The sequence below is a fragment of the Chryseobacterium sp. FH1 genome, from assembly GCF_000735135.1.
Taxonomy (GTDB): Bacteria; Bacteroidota; Bacteroidia; order Flavobacteriales; family Weeksellaceae; genus Epilithonimonas.
The window spans coordinates 16,555-29,004 of the sequence record NZ_JPLZ01000002.1; the positions used below are offsets into that span (position 1 = coordinate 16,555).

At 38.0% G+C, this 12,450-nt stretch carries 12 protein-coding genes; 5 read left to right on the plus strand and 7 right to left on the minus strand.

Annotation, left to right across the window (positions count from 1 at the left end; translation table 11 throughout):
- Position 1: 1 nt before the first annotated feature.
- The 3 genes from IO90_RS01335 to IO90_RS01345 all read left to right on the plus strand — a co-directional run bounded on the left by IO90_RS01335 (position 2) and on the right by IO90_RS01345 (position 1,992).
- Positions 2-433, plus strand: coding sequence for a deoxycytidylate deaminase (locus tag IO90_RS01335; RefSeq protein ID WP_034963210.1), 432 nt, complete (start codon positions 2-4; stop codon positions 431-433).
- Positions 434-475: 42 nt separating this feature from the next.
- On the plus strand, positions 476-1,387 hold the full coding sequence (xerD, locus tag IO90_RS01340; RefSeq protein WP_034963212.1) for a site-specific tyrosine recombinase XerD: 912 nt from the start codon (positions 476-478) through the stop codon (positions 1,385-1,387).
- A gap of 89 nt (positions 1,388-1,476) precedes the next feature.
- The gene (locus IO90_RS01345) at positions 1,477-1,992 is read left to right on the plus strand and encodes an NUDIX hydrolase (RefSeq protein WP_034963215.1); all 516 of its coding nucleotides are present in this window, start codon (positions 1,477-1,479) and stop codon (positions 1,990-1,992) included.
- A gap of 78 nt (positions 1,993-2,070) precedes the next feature.
- On the opposite strand, the gene IO90_RS01350 is transcribed toward IO90_RS01345, so the two are convergent.
- Complete coding sequence (locus tag IO90_RS01350; protein ID WP_034963216.1) at positions 2,071-2,625, minus strand: thioredoxin family protein; 555 nt, start codon at positions 2,623-2,625, stop codon at positions 2,071-2,073.
- A 108-nt stretch (positions 2,626-2,733) separates the two neighbouring features.
- The gene (miaA, locus tag IO90_RS01355) at positions 2,734-3,636 is read right to left on the minus strand and encodes a tRNA (adenosine(37)-N6)-dimethylallyltransferase MiaA (protein ID WP_034963217.1); all 903 of its coding nucleotides are present in this window, start codon (positions 3,634-3,636) and stop codon (positions 2,734-2,736) included.
- A 235-nt stretch (positions 3,637-3,871) separates the two neighbouring features.
- Between miaA and IO90_RS01360 the strand changes: the two genes are divergently transcribed.
- Positions 3,872-5,026 (plus strand): methionine aminotransferase, encoded by a 1,155-nt coding sequence (locus IO90_RS01360; protein WP_034963218.1) that lies wholly within the window; start codon positions 3,872-3,874, stop codon positions 5,024-5,026.
- 3 nt (positions 5,027-5,029) lie between these two features.
- Entirely contained in the window at positions 5,030-5,596 is a 567-nt protein-coding gene (locus tag IO90_RS01365; RefSeq protein ID WP_034963219.1) for a DUF2911 domain-containing protein, read from the plus strand.
- 59 nt (positions 5,597-5,655) lie between these two features.
- Here IO90_RS01365 and IO90_RS01370 read toward each other — a convergent pair whose 3' ends face one another.
- The 5 genes from IO90_RS01370 to IO90_RS01390 form a co-directional block, all read right to left on the minus strand.
- Positions 5,656-6,279: an HAD family hydrolase gene (locus IO90_RS01370; RefSeq protein WP_034963220.1), complete on the minus strand. Its 624-nt coding sequence runs from the start codon at positions 6,277-6,279 to the stop codon at positions 5,656-5,658.
- Positions 6,276-7,502: an imidazolonepropionase gene (gene hutI, locus IO90_RS01375; protein ID WP_034963221.1), complete on the minus strand. Its 1,227-nt coding sequence runs from the start codon at positions 7,500-7,502 to the stop codon at positions 6,276-6,278. The genes IO90_RS01370 and hutI overlap by 4 nt, the downstream gene beginning before the upstream one ends.
- A gap of 143 nt (positions 7,503-7,645) precedes the next feature.
- The gene (gene metF / locus IO90_RS01380) at positions 7,646-8,605 is read right to left on the minus strand and encodes a methylenetetrahydrofolate reductase [NAD(P)H] (RefSeq protein WP_034963222.1); all 960 of its coding nucleotides are present in this window, start codon (positions 8,603-8,605) and stop codon (positions 7,646-7,648) included.
- A gap of 38 nt (positions 8,606-8,643) precedes the next feature.
- Positions 8,644-11,307 (minus strand): methionine synthase, encoded by a 2,664-nt coding sequence (metH, locus tag IO90_RS01385; protein ID WP_051878167.1) that lies wholly within the window; start codon positions 11,305-11,307, stop codon positions 8,644-8,646.
- A gap of 76 nt (positions 11,308-11,383) precedes the next feature.
- A complete protein-coding gene (locus IO90_RS01390; protein ID WP_034963223.1) occupies positions 11,384-12,394 on the minus strand; it encodes a homocysteine S-methyltransferase family protein in 1,011 nt (336 codons plus the stop codon).
- Between the last annotated feature and the right edge of the window lie 56 nt (positions 12,395-12,450).

Sequence of the window (12,450 nt, forward strand, 5' to 3'; positions counted from 1 at the left end):
AATGAATTATAACAAATTCGACATTGCATATCTCAAGATGGCTTCCGAATGGGGAAATCTGTCATATTGCAAGAGAAAAAAAGTGGGAGCGCTTATCGTGAAAGACAGAATGATAATCTCCGACGGATACAACGGAACGCCTTCTGGTTTTGAAAACAACTGTGAAGACGAAGACGGAAAAACAAATTGGTTTGTGCTTCACGCAGAGGCAAACGCCATTTTGAAAATAGCAAGCAGTACACAATCCTGCAAGGGCGCAACATTATACATCACAATGTCGCCTTGCAAGGAATGCAGCAAATTGATTTTGCAGGCAGGCATTCAAAAAGTAGTGTATATGACGGATTACTCCGACAATAGTGGGTTGGAGTTTTTGAGAAATGCTGGGATAGAGACATTAAATATAACCGAACAAGAATTATATATTTTATGATGAAATAATACTTATTAAGAAACAATTTTTAAAAACACAAATATGAACTGGTCCGAAAAAATTACAGACTTCTCGAATTTTCTAAAATTTGAGAAAAACTTCTCTGACAACACGCTTGATGCGTACCTCAGAGACATCAAAAAGTTGGAAAGCTTTGCGACTAATGATTTAGGAGAGATTGCTCCACACATCATCAGCTACGAAAATCTTCAGGAATTCATCTATCAACTTTCGAAAAAGAAAATTAGCGAACGTTCGCAAGCAAGAAGCGTATCGTCCATCAAAGCTTTCTTCAAATTCCTTTTGGAAGAAGAATACAGAGCAGACAATCCCGCATCTTTATTAGAAGGCCCGAAACTTGGCCTCTATCTGCCAGATACGCTGAGCATAGAAGATATCGATAGAATCATAGAGCACATAGACAAGAAAACCGATATGGGCAAAAGAAACCAATGCATCTTGGAAGTTTTGTACGGATGTGGCTTGCGCGTGTCTGAATTGGTTGATCTTAAGATTTCTAACATCAATTTCAAAGAAAACTTCATCATCGTAGAAGGAAAAGGTGATAAGACAAGACTTGTCCCGCTAGCAAAATCAACAGCTGAATACATTTTAGAATATATTACTACTGTGAGAATTAATGCGAAAGTCAACAAGAAATTTGAAGATATTCTTTTCCTAAACAGCAGAGGAACGAATATGTCACGAGTGATCGTCTTCATCATCATCAAGGAAATGACACAGAAAGCAGGCATCAACAAGAGTATTTCTCCACACACATTCCGTCATTCTTTTGCTACGCATTTGTTGCAGAATGGTGCAGATCTCAGATTCATTCAGGAAATGTTGGGTCACAGCAGTATTACGACAACTCAGATTTACACGCATTTGAAAACCGAGGAATTGAGAGACGTCATCATTCAGTTCCATCCTAGAAATAGAAAAGCAGTTTAATCGAAGGCTTAATATAATCCCTAAAACCATCTTGAAATTTCAGGATGGTTTCGTTTTTGAAATTGACCTTATTTCATTAATTTTATCCAATGGAAATTCTAAAATTCTGCCCAAAATGCGGACACGAAACTTTGACATGGAATAATATAACTAAGTTTAGTTGTAGTAACTGCGATTTCGTTTTGTATCACAATACGGCCGCCGCCGTTGCAGTCATCATCAAACATGAAAATGAATTATTTTTCACAGTCAGAAATCAGGAACCAGGAAAAGGAAAATTGGATTTGCCAGGCGGTTTTTGTGACCCGAAAGAAAGTGCCGAAGAAACCTGCGCCAGAGAACTTTTTGAAGAATTAGAATTGAGAATTAATGTAGAAAAACTGAAATATCTCGGAAGCCGACCGAACATTTATCCATACAAAAACATCAGTTACAATACAATGGATTTGTTTTATGAATATGAAGTCAATGAAAAATTTGAAGTCAAAATAGAAGAATCCGAAATCTCTGAAGGCATTTGGATTCCCATTTCTGAAATTGATATCGACAAAATCGCTTTCGAATCCCAGAAAAATTTTATTAGGAATAATATTGAAAAACTTTAGTTAAAAAACCCAGAAAATAATTTCTGGGTTTTTTATATCAATAAAGCAATTTGCGAAAAGCAAACCGCCAAAAGCCAATTATTTCCACTTGATGTTACAGCCCAAACTTGGTCTTTGGAAATCTTCCTGGTCTTGTCCGGCCAAATGATTTTCAAAAGCAATCACCAAATCCTCGCCTGTAATCTCCTTTTGATTTCCAGGTCTTGAATCGTCCATTTGACCACGATAGATTAATTTTAAATTCTCATCAAAGAAATAAAAATCTGGCGTACAAGCGGCGTCGAAAGCTTTTGCGACGTCTTGACTTTCGTCGTAGAGATAAGGGAATTTCAAAGTTTTTTCTTCTACAAATTCTACCATCATCTCTGGAGAATCAGCTGGATATCTGTCAACGTCGTTTGAATTAATCCCGATAAACTCGATGCCTTGAGACTTGTAATCTTCATACAATTCCTCCAAAACATCGATGATGTGAAGCACAAACGGACAATGATTGCACATAAAAACCACCAAAGTTCCTTTTTTCCCTTTCAAAGATTCCAGAATTTGAACTTTATTAGTAACAGGATTTAGAAGGCTGAAGTCTGGTGCTTTCGTTCCTAAAGCCAACATATTTGATTGTGTATCTGACATATTTATTTTTTAATTAAATGATTAAAAGATTTGATAATTAAAAGATTAGCATTCCCAAAGTCAGGAAATTCAATAAAGACAAAAATAATTTTTTAATCTTTGAATCCTTTAATTTTTTAATGTTTTCAGCAAAGATAATGCTTCTTCTACAGAATTATCATAATTTACCCAATTCACATTTTCCAATTTTCTGTTCCAGGTCATTTGGCGTTTTGCGTATCGGCGGGAATTTTTTTTGATTTCAGAAACTGCAAAATCCAAATCCCATTCGCCATCAAAATATTTGAACAACTCCGAATAACCAACTGTTTGAAGCGCAACTTTATCTTTATGAACTATCAATCCTTTGGCTTCTTCCAACAGACCATTTTCCATCATTATATCAACACGTCGATTGATTCTTTCATAAATCACTTCTCTCGGTGCCTCAATTCCAATTCTAAACGTCTCAAAATGACGCTGGGATTTTGGTAAACTAAGATTTTCGGTGTAGGTTTTTCCAGTCTGCCAAATGATGTCGATTGCTCTCAACAAACGCCTTGAATTGTCTTTATCAACAACTGAAAAATATTCAGGGTCAAGTTCTGACAATAATTTTTGTAACGGTTCAATTCCTTGAGTTTCAAAAATTTCAATCAGTTTTTTCTGATTTTCTTCGTCGGCTTCTGGTAAATCATTCAATCCTTCTACTACTGCTTTCTCGTACATTCCGCTTCCGCCAACCATTATGGCAATATCTTTTTCGGCGAAAATCTCATCCAGCTTTTCAATCGCTTCGTGCTCGTACAAACCAATGGAATAATAATCATCGATGCTGAGATTCCCGACAAAATGATGTTTTGCCTCGGCCAATTCGGATTCCGTCGGCATTGCAGTTCCGATTTTCATCTCACGATAGAACTGACGAGAATCGCAGGAAATAATTTCCGTATCAAGATGATTTGCCAAATCGATTGCCAATCTGGTTTTCCCGATTCCTGTAGTTCCGACGATTGAGATAAGACGTTTCAAAAAATTATTTTTGCAAATTTACGAAATGTGAAATTCTTCGCGCATTATATTTCAACGCAAAGGCGCAAAATTGTTATCAACCTACCTGTTGCAAGTCGCAAATCAAATCGCTTTAAGAATAACAGAATACTCAAAATTGGCGACTTGTAGCATTTGATTTTAAAAATAGATTTGCGCCTTTGCGATAAAATTTCTTTTAGATTTAAAATAATTATTACTTAATTTTACCATCATTATGGCTTTAAGATTATCTGCATCCAAACTTCCGGACGTGAAAACCACGATTTTCACAGAAATGTCTTTGTTGGCGCAACAGGAAAATGCCGTCAATCTTTCGCAAGGTTTTCCCGATTATCAAGCTGATGAAAATCTTCTGAAATACTTGGGCGATTTTGCAAAAGAAGGTTACAATCAATATGCACCGTTGTTTGGAATCAAGGAACTTCGGGAAGAGATTTCGAGGAAGTTCAGTTCTCAATATCAGGTTGATTATCATCCGGATTCTGAAATTAATATCACAGCTGGTGCAACGCAAGGAATTTTCACCGTCATTTCTGCTTTCGTTGAAAAAGATGATGAAGTGATTATCTTCGAACCTGCCTACGATTGCTACGAGCCAGCGATTATTCTGAATGGTGGAATCGTGAAAAATGTCAAAATGCTTTATCCGGATTACAAAATCAATTGGAATGAAGTGAAAAATCTGGTTTCCGAAAAGACCAAAATGATTATCATCAACAATCCCAATAATCCTTCTGGGAAAATCTTGAAACAATCCGATATTGATGAATTAATCAAGATTGTAAAAGACACTAACATTATTATTCTAAGCGATGAAGTTTATGAAAACATTACTTTTGACGGAAAATCTCATTTGACGTTAGCCAAATATTCAGAATTGAAGGAACGCACTTTTGTTGTTGGCTCATTTGGAAAACTGCTTCACATCACGGGTTGGAAAATCGGTTATATTCTCGCGCCCGAACAACTGATGAATGAGTTCCGAAAAGTCCATCAATACAATGTTTTCTGCATAAATACGCCTGCTCAATTTGCGATTGCAAAATATCTTCAAAACATTCAGGATTTTTCTCAAACCTCCACATTCTTTGAAGAGAAAAGAAATTATTTGAAAAGTGCTTTGTCAGAAACACCATTTGAATTGTTGGATTGTGAAGGCACCTATTTTCTGTCCGCCAATTTTGGTTCGATTTATGATATGCAAGACAAGGATTTTTGCTATTGGCTCACAAAAGAATACAAAGTCGCAACAATTCCATTTTCAGCATTTTACAAAGATAAAACTGATGAAAAGGTCATCCGATTTTGTTTCGCCAAAAAACAGGAAACTTTGGACAAAGCCATTGAACAATTAATAAAATTGAAATAATAAATGAAAAATTTAATCGTAACCGCTTCTTTATTAATCGGTATCAGCGCATTTTCACAAGCTAAAATTGACCCGACAAAACTAAACTTTTCGTCTGTAGATGTGAGTCCGTTGGATGTGGTTTATTATCCGCTTCAGGTCGCTTCTTCCAAATCGGAAACTCCGAAAGTAAAAGTGGTTTATTCGCGTCCGCAAAAGAAAAATCGCGTGGTTTTCAACAATCTTGTGAAGTTTGGAGAAATCTGGCGCTTTGGGGCGAATGAAAATACAGAAATCAAATTCTATACGCCGGTAATGATTGGTGGAAAAGAAATTCCCGCAGGAACTTACAGCCTTTTTGCGATTCCAAGTGAGAAAGAATGGACTATCATTCTGAACTCAGATGTTGACAAATGGGGCGCATACGCTTATGACAAAACGAAAGATGTTGGAAGATTTACGGTAGCTGTAGAAAAAACCTCGGCTCCGATAGAATATTTTTCAATCACTTTTGTACAGACCAAATCTGGCGCAGATTTCTACGCTGGCTGGGACAATTCTCAAATCAAATTCCCGATTGAGTTTAAGTAATCAACGAGATTTATAAAAAATTGAAGCCTTATCAAAATTTGATAAGGCTTTTTTGTGGACTAATATTTTAATAAATCTTCGAAGTTTCCTATTTGAAATTCAGCGTTATCTATTTTTCCAAAACCATAAGTGGCATAAATAAAATCGACCCCAGCTTTCTCACTTGACTCTTTGTCCCATATTGTATCGCCGACATAGACTGGATTTTGAAGGTCATTTCTTGTGACAATCAACTGAATGTTTTCATCTTTTGGCAAACCACGATTTCCAAAACATTCGAAATCCTCGAAATATGGATTGAGGTCGTAATAGTCCAGAAAACTCTCGATGTAGCCCGAAAGACAATTGCTGACAATGAAAAGACGATGTGTCTTGCTGAGTTTTTCTAAAGTTTCTCTGACTTTTGGGAATAATCTTCCGCCCGACTCATTTAGATATTTCTTCTCTCGCGTGCTGTAAATAGTTTCAAAATTCTGAAGTTTTTCTTTTGGAACAAAATTGAAATGCTGAGCGAAAATATCACCCATCTTCATCCCGGAAAAATTTCTGATATCCAAAGCATTCAAATTAATATCAAAACCAATTTCTACAATGCTGTCATTGAAGGCTCTGACAACGGTTTCCGAAGCGTCCCAAAGCGTTCCGTCCAGGTCAAAAATAATACTGTCTCTTTCTTCTATCATAAAATTTGTTCTCCGTTGATGTAAACTTTTTTTGGTTTCAAGCTTCCTTGATGATAAAGGATATTGTGAAAATTATCTGTTTCATAAGTGATGAAATCTGCCTTTTTTCCCTCTGCGATAATTCCTCTGTCGTACAAATCCAAGGCAAAAGCACTTCGAAAAGTGATGGCTGACAAAACTTCTGCGGTTGATAATTTTTGATAAGTTGCTAAGATTGAGGCTTGCGTTACGAGATTTCCCATCGGTGCAGAACCTGGATTCCAGTCTGTTGCGATGGCAAGAATTCCGCCTTTGTCGAGGATTTTTCTGGCTGGTGAAAATGGTTCGCCCAAACCTAAACTTGCGCCTGGAAGTGCAATCGCAACGGTTTCTGAATTGGCAAGAAACTCAATATCTTCATCAATTGTTGCTTCCAAATGGTCGGCAGACTTGGCACCAACTTCCACCGCAATTCTTGAACTTCCGACCGTGAATTGGTCTGCGTGAACGGTGATTTGAAATCCTAATTCTTTAGCTTTCAAAAGGAAATTTTTACTTTCTTCCAGCTGAAAAGCTGATTTCTCAATGAAGATATCAACTCTGTTTGCGAGGTTTTCTTCTTTTACTTTTGGCAAGATTTCATCAAGAATATAATTAAGATAATCCTCGGAAGAACCTTCAAAATCTCGTGGCTTCAGGTGAGCTGAAAGGCAAGTTGGAATCAAGGTGGCTTTGGTTTTTGTCTGAGCTTTTTTAATTGCTCTCAACATTTTCAGTTCCTCGTCAACATTCAGTCCGTAACCGCTTTTAATCTCGATGGTTGTGATGCCTTGATTTAATAAAATATTGATGCGTTCCAAGATTCCATCAATCAAATCTTCCTCAGAAGCTTTTCTGGTGTGTTGCACGGAACTCCAGATTCCACCGCCAGATTCTGCGATTTCTAGATAGGTTTTTCCTGCATTTCGCATTGCAAAATCATTAGCCCGATTTCCTCCAAAACAAATATGCGTGTGTGCATCCACAAAAGCAGGAAGTGCAATTTGTTCATTTTCAATCAAATCGATTTCTGAATCGGGGAATTTTTGTTTTAAAACTTCGAAATTACCAACCGCGATAATTTTTCCATTTTCAGTTAGAATTCCTCCATTGGAAATTATTTCTAAAGAGTCGTCGTTTAATTTTCCTTTGAGTGGAAGATTGTCGAGCGTGACGATTTGCTTGAAAGGACCAGATAATTTCACTTGTAGATATTTATTGTTTTTTAAATGACAAATGCAATCGCTTCTTTTCTATTGACTTATTTGTTTCCAGATGATAGCGATTTCATAAAAATGCTTGAATCGTAAAATTAAAAAAAGAGATGCAAACTACATCCCTTTTTGTCTTAAAATACTTCTCTTCCAATTTTCAAAATGTTATCGCTTTTCCCCATCGAGTAAAAATGCAGAACCGGAATTCCAAAATCCAACAATTCTTTGCATTGATTGATGGCCCATTCTATCCCGACTTCGCGAACATCGCTGTTGGTTTTGCATTTCAAAACTTCAGAAATTAAATTCTCAGGCAAATCGATTTTGAAAACTTGTGGCAACATTTGCAAATGACCTTTGGTAGCAATTGGTTTGATGCCCGGAATGATTGGAACATCAATCCCGATTTCTCTGGCTTGTTTTACGAAATCAAAGAATTTTTGGTTGTCAAAGAACATCTGAGTGACGATGTAATCTGCTCCGGCTTCCACTTTTTTCTTCAACATCTGGAGGTCGTAATTCATAGAAGGTGCTTCGATATGTTTCTCCGGATAACCTGCGACGCCGATGCAGAAACTGCTATTTTCCTCGCATTGCACGATTTCCTCGTGAAGGTATTTTCCGGTTCCTAAATCGTGAATTTGTTTTACCAAATCCGAAGCATATTTGTGTCCACCTTTTGACTGCTCAAAGTATTTTTCACCTTTCATCGCATCGCCCCGAAGAGCAACAATATTATTGATTCCCAAATACATACAATCCACCAGAAGATATTCGGTTTCTTCTTTCGTAAATCCTCCGCACAACACGTGTGGAACTGTATCTACGTTATATTTATTTTGAATCGCGGAACAAATCCCCAAAGTTCCAGGACGCATCCTCGTGATTTTGCGCTCCATCAAACCATTTCCTCTTTCCAGAAAAATATATTCTTCGCGAGACGTAGTCACATCAATAAAAGGCGGATTGAACTCCATCAACGGGTCAATATTTTTGTATAAATCTGCGATTCCGACGCCTTTTTGTGGCGGAACAATTTCGAAAGAGAAAAGTGTTTTTCCGTTGGCGTTTTTTATATGGTCAGTAATTTTCATTATTTTAATTCAAAAATTCAAGGTTTAAAATTCAAGGTCTAATCAGCTAAATTCGGGCTCAGCCATTTTCTCGCATATTCCAAATCGACATCTTTTCTGTCGGCATAATCTTTCAATTGGTCTTCATCGATTTTTCCAACACCGAAATATTTTGATTTTTCATTTCCGAAATAATAACCGGAAACCGCCGCGGTTGGCCACATTGCTAAACTTTCGGTTAAAGTCACGCCTATTTTTTCATCAACTTTAAGCAAATCCCAAATCGTCAATTTATCCAAATGGTCAGGACAAGCCGGATAACCAGGAGCGGGACGAATTCCTAAATATTTTTCCTTAATCAAATCATCGTTGGTCAAAGTCTCATTTTCTGAATAACCCCAATATTCGGTTCTGACTTTTTTGTGGAGAAATTCTGCGAAAGCCTCTGCAAAACGGTCGGCCAAAGCTTTTACCATAATTGCATTGTAATCGTCCATTTTATCTTCGTATTCTTTCGCCAATTCATCCGCACCAAAACCTGTACAAACACAAAAAACACCGATATAATCTTCTTTCCCAGAATTTTCAGGAGCAATGAAATCTGACAATGCGAAATATTCTTTGCCCTCAGATTTTTTATGTTGCTGTCTCAAAGTTCTGAAAGTCGAAATCACATTTTGATTGTCATCATAAACCAAAATATCATCACGTTCAGTCGCATTCGCAGGGAAGATTCCGAAAATACCTTTTGCTTTGAAACTTTTTTCTCGAAGGATTTTTTTAAGCATTGCTTTGGCTTCATTAAACAAAATTGTCGCTTGCTCGCCAACCACATTGTCCGTCAAAATATCAGGAAATTTTCCGAACAATTGCCAGCTTCTGAAAAATGGTGACCAGTCGATAAATTCTACCAATTCGTCTAAATCTTGGTCCTCGATAATGGTGATTCCTAATTTATTTGGCTTGTGAATCTGTTCATTTTCCCAATCGATTTTAAACTTCTGCTTTCTCGCTTCATCAATTGTCACGTATTCTTTATCAACTTGTCGGTTCAGGAATTTCTCACGGAAATCGTCGTAATCTTTTTTTAATTCCAAAGAATAAACGCTGGATTTATCTTTATTTAAAAGCGAACTTACCACACCAACAGCTCTGGAAGCATCGTTCACGTGAACAACTGTATTTGCATATTTCGGAGCGATTTTAACAGCTGTGTGCGCTTTGGAAGTTGTTGCGCCTCCAATTAATAATGGAAAACTAAGATTTCGTCTTTCCAATTCTGAAGCGAGGTGAACCATTTCGTCCAAACTTGGAGTAATCAATCCGCTTAAACCGATGATATCCACTTTTTCATCAATCGCAGTTTGGATAATTTTATCAGCCGGAACCATCACGCCGAGGTCGACGATGTCATAATTGTTGCAACCCAAAACCACACTCACAATATTTTTTCCAATGTCGTGAACGTCGCCTTTTACGGTTGCCATTAAGATTTTTCCGTTAGCTGGTCTAGTTCCATCCTTTTCAGCTTCGATGAAAGGTTGCAGGTAAGCCACAGCTTTTTTCATTACTCTCGCCGATTTTACAACTTGAGGCAAGAACATTTTTCCGCTTCCAAAAAGGTCACCGACAACGCCCATTCCGGTCATCAAATTAATTTCTATGACGTGAAGCGGTTTTTCTGCCTGCAATCTTGCTTCTTCCGTATCTTCCTCAATAAAACGGTCAAGTCCTTTGACCAAAGAATGTGTGATTCTTTCTTGCAAAGGCATATCGCGCCAAGCCAAATCTTCGGCTTTTTCTTTTTTGGTGGATTTTACTCTTTCGGAATAATCGAGCAATCTTTCGGTTGCATCGTCTTTTCTGTCGAGCATCACGTCCTCGACCAGTTCTAAAAGTTCTTTCGGGATTTCGTCGTAAACTTCCAGCATCGTTGGGTTTACGATTCCCATATTCATTCCCGCTTTTATCGCGTGATAAAGAAAAACGGAATGCATCGCTTCACGCACAGAATCATTGCCTCGGAAAGAAAATGAAACATTTGAAACGCCACCGCTAACCGATGCGTAAGGAAGATTAGTACGAACCCAACGCGTTGCCTCGATAAAATCGATGGCATTTCTGCGGTGTTCTTCCATCCCAGTTGCAACAGGGAAAATATTTAAGTCGAAAATAATATCTTCTGCCGGAAAATCCAGTTGATTGACCAGAATATCATAAGAACGTTTGGTAATTTCCAGCCTTCTTTCAAAATTATCAGCTTGCCCAACCTCATCAAAAGCCATCACAATCACCGCGGCGCCGTAACGTTTGATTGCTCTGGCGTGCTTGATGAACTCTTCTTCGCCTTCTTTTAAACTAATTGAATTAACAACCGCTTTTCCCTGAACGACCTGTAATCCGGCTTCCAAAATTTCCCATTTTGAGGAATCAATCATAATCGGGATTCTGGAAATATCTGGTTCCGAAGCAATTAAGTTTAGGAATTTTATCATTGATGCTTTCCCGTCAATCAATCCGTCATCGAAATTGACATCCAGGATTTGTGCGCCACCATCTACCTGATGACGGGCGATATCAAGCGCTTCGGAAAATTTTTCTTCCTTAATTAATCGAAGAAATTTTTTGGAACCGGCCACATTGGTTCTTTCCCCAACATTGATGAAGTTGGATTCTGGGGTTATAATTAGAGGTTCTAAACCTGATAATTTTAAGTATTTCATAAGTTAATTTACCAATATATCAGTTTACCAATGTAACAATCTTGAGCTCGCAACTTATTGGTAAAGTGACACATTGTTATATTGTTACATTGATTGTCCTAGGTTCGTAGTTATTTGCCAAATCAGCAATCGCTTTAATATGTTCCGGCGTTGTTCCGCAACAACCACCAATAATATTGATTAGTCCTTTTTCCAGATATTCTTGCACTTGCTCTGCCATTTGACTCGCTGTTTCGTCGTATTGACCGAAAGCGTTCGGTAAGCCGGCATTTGGATAAGCGGAAATCCCAAATTCTGACTGGGAAGAAATCGCTTCCAAATAAGGCGTCAGCTGTTTTGCACCCAAAGCACAGTTGAATCCGACACTCAATAAGTTAAGGTGAGAAACTGAAATCAGGAAAGCTTCGGCGGTTTGTCCGCTCAAAGTTCTTCCGGAAGCATCGGTAATTGTTCCGGAAACCATAATGGGGATTTTAATATTTCTTTCTTCCTGAATCTGGTCGATGGCGAAAAGTCCGGCTTTTGCGTTCAATGTGTCGAAGATGGTTTCTACTAACAAAATGTCGGAACCGCCGTCCAGCAAAGCTTCTGCCTGTTGTTTGTACGCAATTCTCAGTTCGTCGAAAGTGATTGCGCGATAGCCCGGGTCATTCACATCTGGGCTAAGACTTGCGGTTCTGTTGGTTGGTCCGATGGAGCCGGCAACAAATCTTGGTTTGTCGGGATTCTGAGCGGTAAATTCATCGCAGACTTTGCGGGCGATTTTGGCTGACTCGTAATTGAGTTCGTAAACCAAATCTTCCATATGATAATCGGCCATCGCAATCGTGGTTCCGGAGAATGTGTTGGTTTCGATGATGTCTGCGCCTGCTAAAAGATATTTTTTGTGGATTTCTTCAATTGCTTCGGGTTGCGTCAAAGAGAGCAAATCGTTGTTTCCTTTGAGTGAGGATTCCCAATTTTTGAAACGCTCACCGCGATAATCTTCTTCCGAGAAATTGTAGCGCTGAATCATTGTTCCCATTGCGCCGTCCAAAATCAGGATGCGTTCGGAAATGGCTTTATATAATTGTTCTGAATTTTTCATTATTTCATTTTTTCGTTAACGTGTCAGAATGGATTCCAACGTTTGTTATCTATTTT